The organism is Pandoraea sp. E26 (assembly GCF_000681415.1).
Lineage (GTDB): Bacteria > Pseudomonadota > Gammaproteobacteria > Burkholderiales > Burkholderiaceae > Pandoraea > Pandoraea pnomenusa.
Genome location: NZ_AYXJ01000009.1, coordinates 265,319 through 283,782, shown reverse-complemented (window position 1 = coordinate 283,782; position 18,464 = coordinate 265,319). Strand labels below are relative to the sequence as shown.

The window sequence follows — 18,464 nt, the reverse complement described above, 5'->3', positions numbered from 1 at the left end:
TCAGTGCGCCGCGCGCGAATTGGCAACGGCGACGAGGTGGGGCCAACGCTCTGCGGCCTGCCGATAGGCCGCCACGGCTTGTTCGTCCCGATAGAACGGCAACACGTCGCTGCCGATGACGTCGCGCAGGCGATCGACGTCCGAGGGGTGGCGTCGCTCGATCATCGTGTCGGCGTTGTCTGGCAAGGGGGTGTGGGACGGTTCGTTCCGGGTCATGTCGGGCATTCTATACGGTGGCGAAGGCGCACGGCAACGATGGTTGTCGACGCGTCGGCCGTTGTACCGGCGGTACGACACCCGGAGCGCAATGTGCGCTTGATTACTTGCGTGCAGGCAAGCTAGCATGGCGCAACGTACCGTTTCCTGAGACACGGGCAACGCTGTCCCGCCGGACCCGGGCAACCTTCGGATTGCTGCACGACGACGCTCGGCGTCGGGTCGATCAGGCGAGGCGCGCGTCGAGATGGCGAGATTGCAGCCCACGAACAGATGAGGCATCGACAATGCGGCTTCGAGAGTCTTGCTCGCGCTACAACAACGTTACAAAAGTCACCGCCGTCTGTCTGCTGGTCGTTGCGGCGATGGGTCCGGCGGGCGTCGGGCCCGCGCAGGCGGCTCCCGCGGGTGCCGGCAAGACCGGCAAACCTGCCACAGGCGCTGCCGCGGTCGCGGCCCCGGATGTGGCGTCCGGTGCCACAGCGGCATCCGACGCCGGTGCACTCGTCCTGGCGCCGCCCGCGCCCGGCACGAGCCAGCGGACGGTCACGTTCGCGCAACTTGGACAGACCAACGGTTTGCGCCTGCGCGGCACCGAAGGGTCGGGCGACGTAAGCTTCGGAATCCGACTCGATCAGACCGTGGCGTCGGCGCTGCTGCGTCTGCGCTACGCGTATTCTCCCGCGCTGCTTCCCGATCTCTCGCAACTCAAGGTATATCTGAACGAGGAGTTGATCGCCACGCTGCCGTTCAGCAAGCAGGACGGGGGCAAGAACCTCGTGCGCGAGATTGCGCTCGACCCCCGCATGCTCTCGGGCTTCAATCGCGTGCGTCTCGTGCTCATCGGGCATTACACGATGGAATGCGAGGACCCGACGCATTCCAGTCTCTGGGCCGACGTGAGCCCGCAAAGCGAGATCGTCACGAGCACGCAACCGCTTACGCTGCGCAACGACCTGGCCACGCTGCCGTCGCCGTTCTTCGATCGCCACGACAACCGCGATCAATCGATCCCTTTCGTTTTCGGCGCGCCGCCGTCGCTTGCCGTGGTGCACGCCGCCGGTGTGGTGGCGACCTGGGCGGGGGCGATCGGCGACTACCGCCGCACGCGCTTCCCGGTCTCGGTGAATGTGCTGCCGTCGAAGCACGCCATCGTGTTCGTCACGAACGACACCCTGTTGCCCGGGTTGGCGCTCTCGAAGGTCGATGCGCCGACGCTGCGCATGATGTCGAACCCGAACGACCCGTCGCTCAAGCTGCTGGTCGTTCAGGGGCGTGACGCCAAGGACCTGGAGACGGCGGCCCTTGCGCTCGTCTCCGGGCGCGCCGCGCTGTCGGGCGATACCGCGCGCATTGCCGCGCTCACGCCCTTGCCGCCGCGCCCGGCCTACGACGCGCCGCGCTGGGTTCGCACCGACCGTCCGGTGAAGTTCGGCGAGCTGGTGGAGAACCCCAACGACCTGCAGGCGAGCGGCTACATGCCGTGGCCGATTCGTATCCCGCTGAACCTGCCGGCCGACCTGCTGACCTGGCAGAACACTGGCGTGCCGATGGAGCTGAAGTATCGCTATACGCCGCCGGTCAAGGCTGACGACTCGTCGCTGAGCGTGTCGATCAACGACCAGTTCGTGCGGGCGTATCGTCTGCGTGCGGCCGGTGCCAGCGCCGACCGAAGCCACATGCTCGTCGATCTGCTGTCCGACGGCACCATGGCCGATCGCAAGTCGGTGCGCATCCCGGCGTTCCAGGTGGGCGCGCGCAACTCGCTGTCGTTCCAGTTTGCGATGGAGCCGCACAAGGAAGGCTTGTGCAGCCAGACGATCACCAATGCGGTGCGCTCGGCCATCGACGCCGATTCGACGATCGACTTCAGCGGTCTGCCGCACTACGCCGAGATGCCGAACCTGAACTTCTTCGTCGGCAGCGGCTTCCCGTTCACGAAATACGCCGATCTCGCGCAGACCGCCGTCGTGACGTCGAAAACACCCGACACCGCGGAGCTCGAAACGGTGTTCTCGGCGTTGGGCCAGTTTGGCCGTTCCACCGGAACCTATGCCGACCGCTTCGAGGTGCTCGACACCACGCAGACTGACCGCTTCAAGGATCGTGACCTGCTGCTCGTGGGCGGTAAGGACGTGGCGGCGCTGCTCAACAAGTGGGGCAAGAATCTGCCTCTGATCATCGACGAGCAGCGCCGCGTGCTGTCGGCGCAGCCGCAGGGTTTTCGCGGTGATGGCGCCACGGGGTCTTCCATGGCGGCGAGCCGCGTGGCGCCCGAGCGCATGGATGCGCAGTCGGACGGGATGTTGGCCGCACTGATCGGCTTCGAATCGCCGGTGAGTTCGTCGCGCTCGGTCGTGGCGATCAATGCGTCGAACGACGCGGCATTGCTCAAGGTCGTCAACGCCATCGACGACAACGTGCGCGGCTCGGCGATCCATGGCGATCTCGCGGTGGTGACCGACAATCGCACCGAGTCCTTCCGGCTTGGCAAGACCTACTTCGTGGGAGACGTGAGTTGGTGGACTCGCATTCGCTACCACCTCTCGAGTCACCCGATCCTGGTCGGCCTTGTGGCCTTGCTCGCGGCATTTGCGATCGCGCTCAAGTGCTTCGGCTGGCTGCAGCGTCGCGCTGCCCGTCGTCTGGAGAAGTAAATGGAATGCGCCGAGAGCTACGGCCGGCGCCGTCGTGCCGTGTTACGTGCGCTTGCAGCGTGCGGCGCGGGGCCGGTGCTCGCCGGCCTGTCGCAGACGGCGCACGCCGCGTCGCCGAACGCGGCACGTCCCGCGACATCCACCGACGGGGCGGGCAACAGCATGGGTGCGCGGTCATGCGCGGGTGCCGGCTGGCCTGACTGGACGCGCTTCAAGGCAGGCTTTCTGAGCGACGACGGACGCGTGATCGACCGCAGCGAGAGCGACCAGCGCACCGTGTCGGAGGGGCAGGCGTATGCGTTGATGTTCGCGCTCGTGGCGAACGATCGCGCCGCCTTCGACAGGGTACTGGATTGGACCGTCAACAACCTGGCGAGGGGCGACCTCACCGCGCACCTTCCCGCGTGGCTCTGGGGTCGAAAGGACGACGGCCAGTGGGGCGTGCTCGACACCAATCCCGCGAGCGACGCCGACATGTGGATCGCTTACGCGCTAGGCGAGGCGGGCCGACTGTGGAAGGAGCGACGCTACTTCGCACTGGGCGCACTGCTCGCCCGGCGCATTGCCGCCGAGGAGACAGATTTCGTACCGGGGCTCGGGCGCACGCTGCTCCCGGCGCCCGTCGGCTTCCACCCGGCCAACGATCTCTGGCGACTCAACCCGAGTTACGTGCCGATGCAGGTGGTCAGGCGTCTGGCGGGATTGTTCCCGGACAGTGGATGGGCGCAACTGATCACGTCCTCGCTCAAGCAGATCACGCTGACGGCGCCGCCGCTGGGTTTCGCGCCTGAATGGGCGATGTATCGCGCCGGTCGCGGCTTCGAGATCGATCCGGAAACGAAGGGCGAAGGCAGCTACAACGCCATCCGTGTTTATCTCTGGGCAGGCATGCTGGCACCGGGAGGCGATGACTTTCGCGCGTTGACGCATAGCTTCGGCGGCATGCTCAAATACGTTGCGCAGCATGGCGCGCCGCCCGAGCGGGTGAATACGCGCGACGGTACGGCGAACCGCGACGGCGGGTCCGGCTTCTCGGCGGCGCTCGTGCCGCTGCTGCACGCCGTGGGCGACACGGCGCAAGCGCAGGCGCAGGCGGCGCGCGCACGCTCGCTCGATGCGCAATCGGCCCCGGGCTACTACAGTTCGGTGCTTTCGCTGTTCGGTCTCGGTTGGCAGGACGGGCGCTACCGCTTTGCCGCCGACGGCACGTTGCAGGTGCCATGGGAGGCGGCTTGCGCCACACGCTGATCCGCTCCGCATGCATGACATGCCTGTTGATGGCCGCAGGCGCTGTGCACGTGCGCGCGGCTCCGGGGCCGACGTCGTCGACTGCCGGCGCCAACGGGGCCAACGCCGGGGCCGGCGGCGCGGTCGCGGCCAATCGCGACGTCGGCAATCTGCTCGCCAGCGCCGTGCTCTGGCAGGCCCGACATCGCAACGATCTCGCGCGTGCCGCGCTGGAAAAGGCGTTGCTCGTGCAGCCCGACCAGCCGGATGCCCTGTCGCTGCTCGGCCAGATCGAGATCGAGGAAAATCATCCGCAGCAGGCAAACCAGGCGTTGCAGAAGCTTCGTGCGCGTTATCCGAACGCCCCGGCGACGAAAGCCCTGGCGGATGTGATCCGTGTGAACACGGTCGACAAGTCCCGAATCGCACGTGCGCGATTGCTTCAACGCAGCGGCCAGGCCGACGCCGCGTTTGCCGAATACAAGGCGCTGTTCCCCGACGGCCCGCCGACGGGCCAACTCGGCGTGGAATACTTCCGGGCGCAAGCCAATGCGACCAACGGCTGGCCGGCCGCGCAACAGGGGTTGGCCGATCTGGCCAGACGCTCGCCGAACGATACGCGCGCTGCCCAGTCGCTGGCCGAGCTCATGATCGACCGGCCTTCGACGCGGCTCGCGGGCACGCGCATGGTGGCCGAGCTCGCGGCGCGCCCGAACGCCGACATGAACGCGCTGCTGCCGCTCTGGCAGAAGGGGTTATCCAAGGCCGACGGCAACCTCGCCTGGCTGCCGCTGTATCAGCGTTATCTGGCGCTCGCGCCGAACGATGCCGACATCCGCTCGGCGTATGACAAGCTCAACGCGCAGCAGGCCGCCCGCACGCGCATGCTCAGCGATCCCGCATACCAGTCGCGGCAGGCGGGCATCAAGGCGCTTGATCAGGGGCGCCTGGGCGAGGCCGAGAAGTCGCTCGATGCGGCGCGCGCCAAACGGCCGAACGACGGCGAGTTGCTCGGCTCGCTCGGGCTGGTGAAGATGCGCCAGGGCGATCACAAGGCGGCCCAGGCGCTGTTTGCCGAAGCGCTGCGCAAGGATCCGGAGAACGCGGGCAAGTGGCGCAGCCTGCTCAAGACATCGCAGTTCTGGGGCGCCATGTCGGCCGCGCGCGAAGCCCGCGACGCCGGCCGACTGGCCGAAGCCGACCGTCTGGTGCGCAGCGCGCTGGCAAGCGATCCGCGCAATCCCGACGGACTCGCATTGCTCGGCGACATTGCGCTCGACGACAAGCGCGATGACGACGCCGAGCGACTTTTCCAGCAGGCGCTGAAGATCGAGCCCGACAACGATACGGCGCTGCGCGGAATGATCACGCTGTATTCGCGCCAGCAACGCCGCACGGCGCTTGCGAATCTGCTCGGCGACCTGCGCCGCCGTTTCCCACAGGACAAGGCGCGCTTCGACAAGGCAGAATCGGCGGCGCTCGCCGACGACGCCGAGCGCCTGATTGCCCGGGGGCACAACGGCCCGGCACTCGCGGCGCTCGAGCGTGCGGTCGCACTCGATCCGGGCAACGCCTGGACGCGTTATTCGCTCGCCAGCCTGTACCGGAAATTGCGTCTGCCGCAAATCGGCCGTGAGGTGATGGCCGAAGGCATGCGAGTGCCGCTCGACCCTGACGACCGGGCGCAAATGCTGTATGCGCAAGCGATCTACCTGAACGTGATCGACGACGAGGCCGGCGCGCGCGCTTCGCTCGCGCAGATTCCGGCGGCGAACGCCACACCGTCGATCAAACGCATGCAAACGACACTCGCCATTCGCGATGCGGCGCGCGAGGCACGCGAGGCACGAGCGGCCGGCGACGACGCACAGGCCGAAGCGCGCTATCGCGAAGCGTTGGCCATGGCGGGCGACGATCCCGAGCTGATCGGCGAAGTGGCCCGGGCGCGCGTGGCGGCCGGTCAGCCGGAGCAGGGGCTGGCGCTCATGCGCGATTGGCTCGCCGCGCATGCCGACAAGCCGCAGCCGGATGCCCAGCTGCGCTATGCCGAGCTGCTCAACACCGCGGAGCGGGATGCGGAGCTCGGTACGTTCCTGGCCAGCATGGACCCGGCCGTCCTTGGCGCCGATCAGCGCGACGAATGGCGGGACCTGCAGGATCGGCTCGCGCTGCGCCAGGCCGACCGCGCGCGCGCGCTGGGCGACTTCACGACGGCACGCGCGAAGCTCGATCCGTTGCTCTCGCGCCAGCCGCCCGACAAGCGCGCCTTGTCGACGTTGGGCGACATCTATTTCGACGAGCGGCGCTATGACGACGCTCGCAAGATCGCCGAAGATCAGATCCGTCAGGACCCGAACGATCAGGACGCACGGCTTTCGCTCGTACGCGTGCTCTACGAGATGCAGGACGACGAGGCCGCCAATCGCGAGCTCGATCGCGCGCTGGCCGAGGCGCCGCCCGACGACGTCTGGACGCAGTTGGCCGCGGTACGACGCCTGAATGCGATGCAGCGCTACGACGAAGCCATCGCGTTGAACGACAGGCTGCGCGCGCAGTTTCCCGATACGCCTGCGGTGACGGTGCAACGCGGTCGAATCGCGCAATCGCAACGCCACTACAACGAGGCCAAGGCGTGGTACGACCAGGCACGCAAGGAAGAGATCGTGCAGGGGGCATTGCCGGGCTATGACGGCATGACATCGGCCGAATCGGCGATCGATTCGCTCGAGGCGCGGCGCAACAGTTATGTCGCGGCGGGCTATGAAATCGACCAGAAGAAGGGCGACGGCGGCATTTCGATGTTCAACGCGCGGGCCGTGCCGCTGTATGGTCAATATGCCGTGGGTTACGACGGCCATGTGTTTGCCCAGACCGATTACGTCAGCGCGGACTCGGGCGACCTGCCGCTCAATGGCACTTCGGAATTCGGCACGCTGCCGTTGCTGAACGTGCCGTCGTTTCGAGCGGCCAATCCCGGGGTGCTCGCCGACTATGGCACGAAGCGGCAGAAGGCGCACGGACAGGCGCTCATGCTCGGCTACGAGAACGACTGGATTCGCGCCGACATCGGCCACACGCCGATCGGCTTCCCCGTATCGTATGTGACGGGCGGCGTGCGCCTGTTCGGCAATCTGGGGCGCTATAACTATTGGGTCGATGCGTCGCGCCGCCCGATGACCGGCAGCATGGTGTCATACGCCGGCGCGAATCTGCCGCTGCCCGAGATCTTCGGGGACGGCAAGTGGGGCGGCGTGAGACGCGACGCGCTCACGTTCCACGCGTCGCGCGACTTCCCCAAGTGGGGCATCTTCGGCGAGGCAAGCGTGGCGCGGCTCACCGGGGAGAATGTGCTCAACAATACGGAAGTGTCGGCGCGCGCCGGCGTGGATCTGCCGCTCATCTACAAGCGCGACATGCGCATGAACACGGGCGTGACGCTGTTCTTCGACAGCTTTGCGCAGAATGAGCGTTTCTATACCTATGGCCACGGCGGCTATTACAGCCCGCAGACCTACGTGTCTCTGACACTGCCGCTGGAGTGGTACGGTCGCACCCAGCGCTGGTCGTACTACCTGCGCGGCTCGGTGTCCTTCTCGCAAAGTCAGGAGAAGTCGATGCCTTACTTCCCCACGAACGGCGCGCTGCAAGCGGCCAGTGGCGACCTCACGTATGGGTCCGGCGGCGGTTTCGGTGTCGGTTTCTCGTTGCTCGGGCGTGCCGAATACTGGATCAACCGGCACTGGGTGATCGGGGGGCAGGTGCAGTTCGAACGCTCCGACTACTATGCGCCGAACCGCTTCCTTGTCTATATGCGGTACCACTTCGATGCCCGTCGCGGCGATGTCCCGATGCCGCCGTCGCCGGTTCGCCCGATCTGGAGTTACTGACTTATGCGCGACTGCATCGATGTCACCTTCAACGCGCCGGATTTGCGTGCACCGCGCCCGGCGGCCAGTGCCACCGACTGGGAGGTCGCATGCTGACGCTCATCGCCGTCGTCTCGAGCGCGGGAGGGGCTGGCCGCAGTACGGTGTGCGCACACCTGGCCACGCAACTGGCTCATGCGTCGCATCCGGCCGCCGTGATCGAGCTCGATGCGCAGAACAGTCTTGCCGCGCTGCTCGGCTTGCGCGAAACCTGCGAGGCGGGCGTGCTGACCGAGGGTGTCGCGCCCGATGGTTGGCGCACGATCGTGCGCGACACTCCGCCAGGCGTCGCGCTGCTGCCCGCCGGACACAGCAATGCCGCGAGCGTCGCAGCCATGGCGCAGTGGCTGCGCGACGACACCGGCGGACTGCGTCGCCAACTCGGCGCTGCGGGATTGCCCGATGGCGCCCGGGTGTTCATCGACACGCCGCGACTTCCGGACGCGATGACACAGGCATTGATAGCGAGCGCCGATCTGGTGCTGGGGGTCGTGCCGGTCACCACGACCGGCTGCGTCACGCAACCCGATCTGATGACCGCATGCGCCGGACGTGTGCAGATGGTGCCGAACCTGGCCGCAGCGAGCTCGCCGCTCAACAACGACTTGCTGCATCTGATCCAGGGGCGCGGTGGGGATGCCGTCGTGCCGTTGCGCATTCACCGCGATGAAGCCGTCGGTATTGCCGGCGCCGCCGGCGAACCGTTGGCGAAGGCCGGACACGGCTCGCAGGCCGCGCTCGACTTCGTTGAGCTCGCGGCCTGGGTGCTGCGCGCCACGACGCCCGACGACGGGACCGGCACGCCGGGCTCGGCGGGGAGGGCGGTACCATGATCCGCGACACGCTGGCGTCCGTGTACAAGCTTGGGCGCGAAATCGCGGCGCGTCGCCTGTGCGTGCCGCATCGACCGGACGGTCGCCCGCCCGGTGTGGTGCAATGGCTGCTCGCCGCGACGCTGCGGGCGCCGGAACACCGCCTGTGGATCACGCGGCGGGGCGATCATGTCGTGGCGCGGCTGGCCATGCGGCTCGACGTGCGCCAACTCGACCAGTGGCGCGACTGGTGGCTGCGCGCACTGTTCCAGCCCCCGCGCAGCGGACGGCCCGACTACCCGGGGCGTGCCTTCGCGTGGATCAACGAGCGCGTCACGCAGCGACTCGACCTGCCCGTCGACGCGGGCTTCTGGAAGATGGTGCGGGCGCTGCTGTGGCGTCGCGCGGACCGGCGTCCGCCATTTCCGCCGTACTCCGCGTGGCTCGCATTTCGCGCCTGCAACGAACGCGCGCGGTTGTGGGTGGTGCAGACGCTCTTCGGCATTCCGCCCGACACGCCGGCACAACTCGCGCACCGATTCGACAAACAACTCGAGCGCGTCATGGCCTGGCGCCTGACCTCCACGATCGTTGCGCTGTTTGGGCTGATGGGCGTGTTCTGGATCGTGACCACGCCGTTCGATCCCTTCGAGCAGTTGTTGTTCTCGCTGTGCACACTCGCGCTGGCACTGGTATTTCGCCGTCTCGACAGCCAGTACTCGGTGCTGGTGCTGATCGGCCTGTCGCTGATCTCGACGATTCGCTACGTGTGGTGGCGCCTGACGCAGTCGCTCGCGTTTGACACGCTGCCCGAGGCCATCGTCGGCTACACGCTTGTTGCCGCCGAAATGTACACATGGATGATCTTGCTGTTCGGCTACATCCAGACCGTCTGGCCGTTGCATCGCCGTATCACGCCGCTGCCGCCGGACACGCGCCTCTGGCCAAGCGTTGACGTCTACATTCCGACCTACAACGAGGGGCTCGATGTGGTGCGCCCGACCGTGTATGCCGCATGCGGGATCGACTGGCCGCCGGAGAAACTCAACATCTATCTGCTCGACGACGGGCGTCGCGACGAGATGCGTCGGTTCGCCGAGCAGGCCGGCGTGCATTACGTCACGCGAGCGGACAATCGCCATGCCAAGGCGGGCAATATCAATCACGCGCTTGGCCAGACGCAGGGCGAGTTCATCGCGATCTTCGATTGCGATCACATCCCCGTGCGCTCCTTCCTGCAAACGACGATGGGCGCGTTTCTCAAGGACGAACGTTGTTCGCTCGTGCAGACCCCGCACCATTTCTTTTCCGACGATCCTTTCGAGCGCAACCTCGCCACGCGCGGTGCGGTGCCAAACGAAGGGCGGCTTTTCTATGGCGTGGTGCAGGACGGCAACGACTTCTGGAACGCGTCGTTCTTCTGCGGCTCCTGCGCGGTGCTGCGCCGCACGGCACTCGATGAAGTCGGTGGCGTGGCCGTGGAGACCGTGACGGAGGACGCCCATACGGCGCTCAAGATGCACCGTCGTGGCTGGAATACCGTGTATCTGAAGGTGGTGCAGGCGGCGGGGCTGGCCACCGAGTCGCTCTCCGGGCACGTGGGGCAACGCATTCGTTGGGCCCGCGGCATGGCGCAGATCTTTCGCGTGGACAATCCGCTGTTCGGGCGCGGCCTGAAGTTCGGCCAGCGGATCTGTTACGCGAACGGCATGCTGCATTTCTTCTATGGCATTCCGCGTATTATTTTCCTGCTCGCCCCGATCTGCTACCTGTTCTTCGGTCTGCACATCGTGCAGGCCGCGGCGCTGAGCATTTGCGCCTATGTCCTGCCGCACATCGCCCATGCGAACATCGCGAACTCGCGCATCCAGGGCAAATACCGTCATTCGTTCTGGTCGGATGTCTACGAGGCCGTACTGGCGTGGTACGTGGCGCTGCCGACCACGGTCGCGTTCATCAATCCGCGCTATGGCAAGTTCAACGTGACGGCCAAGGGTGGGCTGATCGAGCAGAGCTTCTTCGACTGGAGCATCTCGAAACCCTATCTGGTGCTGCTGGGTTTCAACTTGCTGGGCTTTCTCGCCGGCATCGTCCGGTACTTCTACGGACCGTCGGGCGAGGGCGGGGCCCTGGGGTTCAATCTGGCGTGGGTGACGTTCAACCTGGCGGTGCTCGGAGCGGCTGTCGCGGTGGCAACGGAAGTCAGGCAGGTACGGCGCACGCACCGCGTGACGATGCGCCTGCCCGCCACGCTCTATCTGCCCGACGGCCGCGCGATGGCATGCCACACGCGAGACTTCTCGGGCGGCGGTCTGGCGCTGCAATTGCCGGTAGCGCTGAACTTGACGGCCGGTACCGAGGCGCAGGTGGCGCTCACGCGCGGCGAAACCGAATACGGCTTTCCGGTAAGCGTGGTCGGCGCGCGAGGACATGACCTGTTCCTTGCCTTCTTGCCTCTCACGCCGGAGCAGGACAAGCATTTGGTGCAATTCACCTTCGGGCGTGCCGACGCGTGGCGCGACTGGGACGCGGAGCGCACGCGCGACGAGCCGATCAAGGCGCTTTTCGAAATGCTGGCGATGGGCCTGCGGGGCTATCAGGTGCTGGCGAACTATTTGCTGAGCAAACTGGTGACTCGCTGGCAGAATCGTCTGCGCGGCGCACGTCATACGTGAGGAAATCCCACGATGGGTATCTGGAACCTCTATTTCATTCTCAAGCTGTTGCTGCTGTGGGCGGGCATCATCGGCTTCCATGTGCTGCCGAACCTCGTCTTCGCGCTGTTGCTCGCGATTCGCCTGCGGCCACGCTGGGCGCGCATCACCCGGCAGGTCATTGCCATTCCGGTGGGCGCGGCATTGCTTTACTACGACTCGAACCTGCCGCCGTTCGGCCGCTTCATCGAACAGCTGCCCGCGCTGCTGCAGTTCCGCTTCTCCTACATCGTCGAGTTGCTCGGGCGCTTCGTTTCCGCGCGTGACTGGCTGCTGCTGGCCATCCTGCTGCTTGTCTACTGGATCGTGAATCGTTGGGTGCGAGTGACGACGTTCGTGCTGCTCGCGCTGCTGATCGTGCCCGGCATGCTGCGCGTGAGCTCGCTCGTGTCGGTTCCGCCGGTGGTGGCCGCGCAGGGCGATACCGCGGCGGTGGCGACCGGCCCGGCCGCGGACGCGAACGGCGCCGCGGCGACGACGGGCGAGTTCGTTGTCGGCGACGGCGAGGTGCCTCCGGGCCCCACGCCGAACGCGGCGCTCAGCAGCTTCTATGCACGTGAGCTCACCCGCTCGGTCTCGTTGCCGGCCCAGGCGGGCGCGGGGCCCGACTACGACATCATCTTCCTGCACATCTGCTCGCTCGCGCAGGACGATCTGGACGTCGACAATCTGGAAAACCAGCCGCTGCTCTCGCGCTTCGATTTCATCTTCAAGAACTTCAACTCGGCGGCGAGCTACAGCGGACCGGCGGCCATCCGCGTATTGCGCGCCGGCTGCGGTCAACCGACGCACAAGGCGCTGTACGACCCGGCAGGCCCGCAATGCTATGTCATGAGCGATTTGAAGAATCTCGGCTTCACGCCCTCGCTCGCCATGAACCACGACGGGCACTTCGACAATTTCATGCAGGAGGTGCAGCAAAACTTCAATGTGCCGGGCGTCGCACCGTTCGACAACACGCACACCCGCGTGTCCATGCGCGCCTTCGACGAAACCCCGATCCGCTCCGACGGCGACGTGCTGCAAGCGTGGTGGAAACAACGCACCGCGATGCCGGACAAGCGCGTGGCGCTCTACTACAACACGATCTCGCTGCACGACGGCAATCGTCTCGAAGGCTCGAAGCTCTCGAGCGTGCAGAGTTACCCGATTCGCGCAAAGGCCATGTTCGACGACTTTGGCCAGTTCATCGACACCATCGAGAAGTCGGGGCGCAAGGCGATCGTCGTGTTCGTGCCCGAACATGGGGCGGCACTGCGCGGCAGCAAGCTGCAGATTTCCGGCATGCGCGAGATTCCGCTGCCCGAAATCACCCATGTGCCGGTGGCGGTCAAGCTGGTGGGCTTCGGCGCCGGCGCGACGGCCTCGCATGGCAGGCCGATCGCGATCTCCACGCCCACGAGTTATCTGGCGCTCATGACGCTTGTCTCGCATCTCGTCGCGAACAACCCCTTCGCGGGCGCGCCCGACCTGGCGCCTTACGCCAACGATTTGCCACAGACAGCCTTCGTGTCGGAAAACGAACAGACAACCGTCATGAAGTACGGCGGCAAGATCATGATTCGCGGCGTGGATGGCGTCTGGCTCGATCTGAAATCCGTCGAGTAGCGCTCAAGCGGTCCTTGAACCGCTCGCACACCGGTTTGCCCGGAATCGCGCATACTGTGCGTCTTGCCCGAGCGTGCTCGCCCGGGCGCGTGCGCGCGGACGGTACCGCGCAGTACCATCGCCAGAACCGAACCTTCCGGGAGTTACCGTGCAATACACGAAATTCGGCCGCACCGGCCTGACCGTTTCCCGCCTGTGCCTGGGGACCATGACGTTCGGTCTCCAGACCGAAGAGGCGGCAAGCCACGCCATCCTCGATCGCGCTACCGACGCGGGCGTGAACTTTATCGACGTCGCCGACGTTTACCCGCTCGGCGCCGACACGTCGCTGGCAGGCCGTACCGAGGAGATCGTCGGCCGCTGGCTCAAGGGGCGGCGCGACAAGTTCATCGTGGCCACGAAAGCCTGCGGCCAGATGGGGCCGTCGCCGTGGGACAAGGGGGCATCGCGCAAGCACCTGCTCGACGCGATCGACGCCTCGCTGGCCCGTCTGGGAACGGATTACGTCGATCTGTATCAACTGCACTCCGACGACACGGAAACCCCCATCGACGAGACGCTCGAAGCCCTCGACACCATCGTGAAGTCGGGCAAGGCGCGCTACATCGGCGTGTCGAACTATCTGGCGTATCGTCTCGCCCGGGCGTTGGGCCGCGCCGACGTGCTGCGCGCGACGCGTTTCGTTTCGGTGCAACCGCGCTACAACCTGCTGTTCCGCCAGATTGAACGCGAACTGCTGCCGCTCGCAAGCGAGGAAGGTCTTGCCGTGATTCCCTACAATCCGCTCGCCGGTGGGCTGCTCACGGGCAAGTATCGTCACGACGCCGCGCCCAACGAGGGCCGTTTCACCGCAACGGTCGGCAAGGCCGGCGCGATGTACCAGCAGCGCTACTGGCATGAGCGCGAGTTCGAGACCATCGAAGCGCTCAAGGGCATCGCGAAAGACGCCGGCGAGTCGCTCACGCGACTGTCGCTCGCCTGGGTGCTGGCCAATCCGGTCGTCACCTCGGCCATCATCGGTGCGAGTCGCGTCGACCAGTTGAGCGAGACGCTCGGCACCATCGATTACGCCCTCGACCCGGCGCTCAAAGCGAAGCTCGATGACGCCTCGCACGCGTATCGCTGGGGCGACGCAGCGCGCTAAAGCGAGATGACGTGCCATCGCGTGCCATCGGGCTGCATCACGCGCCATGGCGCGCGATGCAGCCCGATGAAGCACGATGAAGCACGATGTCGGGCCGTGAGCGGCCGTCGTGCGGAGACACGGTTCGCTGTTTTCCGATCCGCGCCGGCGCTGGCTCGCGCCACGCTGGCGCAGGTCGGTCATCGGGCGGTATAGTGGAAGCATCGCGCGGCCGGTTTGCCAGTCGAAACCCTCGGGTGCGTGCGATTTTTCGTCACTTTCCACGCGAGGCCTTCCATGACAAAACGCATCCTGCTGGCCACCGACGGTAGCGAGTCGTCGCGCCGGGCGTTGCGCGAGGCCGCCGCCTTTGCCCGCAAGGGCGACGTGATTCGCGTCATTCATACCGTCGAAGATCCCGTGACGCTGCTCACGTCGGCCTTCGGCAAACTCATCGATCTGGAACAGGTGCGCCGGGACATGCAGCGCGAGGGCGAGGAGCATCTCGCCCGGGCCGTGCTGTACCTGCGCGAAGAGGGATTCGACGACGCGCAGGCGCACCTGATCGATCTGCGAACGACGGGCGAGACAGTGCCCGAAGCCATCAGGCGCGAAGCCATCGAGTGTGGCGCCGACATCATCGTCGTTGGCACGCACGGCCGCAGCGGTGTGCGGCGTGCCATGCTGGGCAGCGTGGCCGAACAGATCCTGCGCAGCGCCGAAGTGCCGGTGATGCTCGTTGCCGGCGAGGCGCGTCCGCATGCGCCACTGCGCGCCGGCGGGCACTATGAACAGATCCTCGTCGCGCTGGACGACAGTGAGACGTCGCGCCGCGCTTTCGACTATGCGCTGTCGCTCGCGCGCACCCATGGCGCATTGCTGCGCGTGGTGCACGTGCTCGATCTACCGGGCCCGTTCATCGCCGGCTTCGACCCGGAGCCGTTGCTCCATGCGGTACGCGCGGTCGGCGACCAGGTGCGCAACTGGGCGCGACAACGGATGCATGAAGCGGGCGTGCCGGGCGAGGTGGAAATGCGGGAGATTCAGCCGGTTGGCGAAGGGGTGGCCGATCAGATCGTCGCCTCGGGCAAGGATGCCGACGTCGATCTGATCGTGCTGGGCACGCATGGACGGCGCGGTTTCCGGCGCTTCGCGCTGGGCAGCGTGGCGGAGGAAACCGCCCGCAACGCGGGTCGGCCGGTGTTGTTGTTGCCCGCCCACGCGAGTCATGTCTGACATGACTGGCATGCAGGGCGGGCCGGCGGTCCCGGCGGTCCGGGGGCTTCAGCCCCGTGCCGCAACGTCTGAGCGCGTCGCGGCGTCAGGGCAAAGCAACGCGCTTCAGGCGGTCGGGCCGAGTTCGGCGAGCAGCGTCTTGAGCGGCGTCGCGGCATCGGCCAGACGAGCGGGGTCGATGACCGCGCGACGGCCGACCAGTTCGCGAGCGGCCAGAAACTCCTGCGCACGGTTGATGCTTGCCGCTGCAACCATGGCGCCGGCGCGCAGATAGAACAGCATGAACACCGCCGCGCCCTGTGCATCCGGCAAACGGCGCTCGACGACGGCATCGTGACCCTCGGTCATGCCGACCATCTGCAACTTCGCATTGAATTGATCGGACCAGAACCACGGTTCGGTGGCAACGGCCTTCGGCGTTTCGCCATGGACCACGCTCGCGGCCACCTTGGCCATTTCGCTGGCGCTGGGCACTGACTCCAGTCGAATGCGGCGGCCCAGGGCCGGGTGCGCGTGATGCGCGCAGTCGCCCACGGCGAGAATCGCCGGGTCGCTCGTGCGGGCGAATTCGTCGACGACGATGCCGTTGTCGACCTGCAAACCGGCGGCCTGCGCCAGCTCGGTGTTGGGGATCAGGCCGATGCCTACGACGACCACGTCCGCCGGCAGGCGCTTCTCGCCGGCGACAACCGCCACGACGTTGCCCGATGCATCCTGCTCCAGCGCGGTGACGCCGACACCGGTTTGCACGTCCACGCCGTTGTCGCGGTGCAGCGTGGCGAAGAAACCGGCGAGGTCGGCTTCCGCCACACGGGCGAGCAGACGCGGGGCAGCCTCCAGGACGGTCACCGACGTACCGGCCTTGACGGCGCTGGCCGCCACTTCCAGACCGATATAGCCGCCGCCGACCACCACGACGCGCTTGCCGGGCGTGAGCGCCTCGCGCAGGCGCTGCGCGTCGGCGATGTTGCGCAGGTAATGGACATTCGGCGCCTGAGCGCCCGGCAGCGGCAGCGCACGGACCCGCCCGCCAAGCGCGAGCACCAGATGGTCATAGCCGAGTGTCTCGCCGTCATCGAACGTCACGGTGCGTGCGGCGCGGTCGATGGCGGTGGCCGTCACGCCCAGCCGCACATCGATCTCGGCCTTCTCCCAGGCTTCTGCCGGACGAATCAGCAAACTGGCTTCGTCGGCCTGACCGGCCAGAAACGCCTTCGAGAGCGGCGGGCGGCGATACGGCAGATGCGTTTCGCTGCCCGCAAGGACGATGCGGCCAGAGTAGCCGAGTTGGCGCAGGGCGAGGGCGGTTTCGCCGCCAGCCTGGCCGGCGCCGAGAATGACGGTGGTGGAAATGGCTTCGGACATGGACATGAGAGCTGAAGAATTCGGCCGCCAGTGTAATGCATCGGCGCATCGGTGGCGTCCCGGATACCGCCAAGACAGCATTTGCGCGCGATGCCCCGGAGGCATTCGATACCCGCGATCATTCCGCCGCGCCAGGCCGAGTCCGCGTGTTATGACAGATAAAACCTTCGTCGCAAAGGTGTCGTTCCAGTGTTCATGCGGGTTTGCGGCCCGTCTTGCATTCCCATGCGGATTCAGGAGTAGAGTGAATTCGTCGCGCAATACTGCCGCCGATGAAGGAGACACCATGTCCTGGACAAAAGAACAGAAGCATGTGGTAACGGCAAGCTATCTTGGGTGGACGCTCGACGCGTTCGATTTCTTCCTGATGGTGTTCGTGCTCAAGGACATCGCGAAGGAGTTCAACACCGAGCTGGGCAGTGTGGCGTTCGCGCTGTTGCTCACGTTGGCGATGCGTCCCGTTGGCGCCTTCATCTTCGGTCGGTTGGGCGACAGGTTCGGGAGACGACCGGCGATGATGGCCAGCGTGCTGCTCTATGCCGTGCTCGAACTGGCCTCTGGCTTCGCGCCCAGTCTTACGGTACTGCTGATCCTGCGGGCCCTGTTCGGTATTGCGATGGGGGGAGAGTGGGGCGTTGGCGCGGCGCTCACGATGGAGAGTGTGCCGACGCATTCGCGTGGCATCGTGTCCGGCTTGCTGCAGGCGGGCTATCCGAGTGGCTATCTGCTGGCTTCGATCGTGTACGGCCTTTTCTACGAGAGCATCGGCTGGCGCGGAATGTTCTTTGTCGGCGTGTTGCCGGCATTGCTGGTGTTCTACATCCGCCGGCACGTTCCGGAGTCGCCCGCGTGGGCGAAAGGAAAGGCGCGCAGCGCGGCGCCGCGCGCCAACTTCGTGCAGGTGCTCACGCGCGACTGGAAGCTCGCGCTCTACGCGATCGTGCTGATGACGGCATTCAACTTCTTTTCGCACGGTACGCAGGATCTCTACCCGACGTTCCTTCAGGTGCAGCACAAGTTCGATCCGCACACGGTGAGTTGGATCGCCATCACCTACAACATTGGCGCGATCATCGGCGGCCTGTTCTTCGGGGCGATTTCGGAGCGGATCGGCCGTCGGCGCGCCATCATCATTGCCGCGCTCATCGCGTTGCCGGTGCTGCCGCTGTGGGCGTTTTCCAGCGGTGCGGTGATGCTGGCGATTGGCGCGTTCCTCATGCAGATCTCGGTGCAGGGTGCGTGGGGCGTGATACCCGCTCACCTCAACGAACTCTCGCCCGACGAGATTCGCGCCACGTTCCCGGGGCTGGTGTACCAGTTGGGAAATCTGCTTGCCTCGGTGAACGGCAATCTGCAGGCGAGCATCGCGAAGGCGCATGGCGGCAACTTCGGCCTGGCCATGGCGCTCGTTGCCGGAACGGTGGCCGTGGTGATCGCGGTGATGATCTGCTTCGGTCGCGAACGTCGCGGCGTGGTGCTGCACACCGGCGAGGAAAACACCGGCGCCGCCGGGCTGCCACCGGGAGCGACGGCCACGAGATAGCGAGGCCGCGATCCGGGCCGGGCGCGCCGCCGGTTTT

General features: G+C 66.3%; 11 protein-coding genes. 9 read left to right on the top strand and 2 right to left on the bottom strand.

Annotated elements, in window-relative coordinates:
- A complete protein-coding gene (locus tag W930_RS0106765) occupies positions 1 to 216 on the bottom strand; it encodes a hypothetical protein (protein ID WP_141571682.1) in 216 nt (71 codons plus the stop codon).
- A 287-nt stretch (positions 217 to 503) separates the two neighbouring features.
- Here W930_RS0106765 and bcsB point away from each other — a divergent pair, with 287 nt between their 5' ends.
- From bcsB to W930_RS29075, 8 genes are all read left to right on the top strand, one after another.
- A complete protein-coding gene (gene bcsB / locus W930_RS0106760; protein ID WP_023874465.1) occupies positions 504 to 2,873 on the top strand; it encodes a cellulose biosynthesis cyclic di-GMP-binding regulatory protein BcsB in 2,370 nt (789 codons plus the stop codon).
- Positions 2,874 to 4,121, top strand: coding sequence for a cellulose synthase complex periplasmic endoglucanase BcsZ (bcsZ, locus tag W930_RS0106755; RefSeq protein WP_023874464.1), 1,248 nt, complete (start codon positions 2,874 to 2,876; stop codon positions 4,119 to 4,121).
- A 29-nt stretch (positions 4,122 to 4,150) separates the two neighbouring features.
- Complete coding sequence (locus tag W930_RS26460) at positions 4,151 to 7,987, top strand: cellulose synthase subunit BcsC-related outer membrane protein (protein ID WP_158516337.1); 3,837 nt, start codon at positions 4,151 to 4,153, stop codon at positions 7,985 to 7,987.
- Positions 7,988 to 8,076: 89 nt separating this feature from the next.
- Positions 8,077 to 8,859, top strand: coding sequence for a cellulose synthase operon protein YhjQ/BcsQ (locus W930_RS0106740; RefSeq protein WP_023874461.1), 783 nt, complete (start codon positions 8,077 to 8,079; stop codon positions 8,857 to 8,859).
- Positions 8,856 to 11,513, top strand: a complete 2,658-nt coding sequence (bcsA, locus tag W930_RS0106735) for a UDP-forming cellulose synthase catalytic subunit (protein ID WP_024788485.1) — start codon at positions 8,856 to 8,858, stop codon at positions 11,511 to 11,513. Before W930_RS0106740 ends, bcsA begins: the two co-directional genes overlap by 4 nt.
- 12 nt (positions 11,514 to 11,525) lie before the next feature.
- Entirely contained in the window at positions 11,526 to 13,160 is a 1,635-nt protein-coding gene (gene bcsG, locus W930_RS0106730) for a cellulose biosynthesis protein BcsG (RefSeq protein ID WP_023874459.1), read from the top strand.
- A 148-nt stretch (positions 13,161 to 13,308) separates the two neighbouring features.
- The gene (locus W930_RS0106725; RefSeq protein ID WP_023595830.1) at positions 13,309 to 14,304 is read left to right on the top strand and encodes an aldo/keto reductase; all 996 of its coding nucleotides are present in this window, start codon (positions 13,309 to 13,311) and stop codon (positions 14,302 to 14,304) included.
- A 276-nt stretch (positions 14,305 to 14,580) separates the two neighbouring features.
- Entirely contained in the window at positions 14,581 to 15,519 is a 939-nt protein-coding gene (locus W930_RS29075; RefSeq protein ID WP_023595831.1) for a universal stress protein, read from the top strand.
- A 105-nt stretch (positions 15,520 to 15,624) separates the two neighbouring features.
- On the opposite strand, the gene W930_RS0106715 is transcribed toward W930_RS29075, so the two are convergent.
- Positions 15,625 to 16,890 carry an NAD(P)/FAD-dependent oxidoreductase gene (locus W930_RS0106715; protein WP_023874457.1) on the bottom strand — a complete coding sequence of 422 codons (1,266 nt, stop codon included), beginning with the start codon at positions 16,888 to 16,890 and terminating at the stop codon, positions 15,625 to 15,627.
- Positions 16,891 to 17,170: 280 nt separating this feature from the next.
- On the opposite strand from W930_RS0106715, the gene W930_RS26450 reads away from it, so the two are divergent.
- Positions 17,171 to 18,427: an MFS transporter gene (locus W930_RS26450; protein ID WP_023874456.1), complete on the top strand. Its 1,257-nt coding sequence runs from the start codon at positions 17,171 to 17,173 to the stop codon at positions 18,425 to 18,427.
- The last annotated feature ends 37 nt before the right edge of the window (positions 18,428 to 18,464 follow it).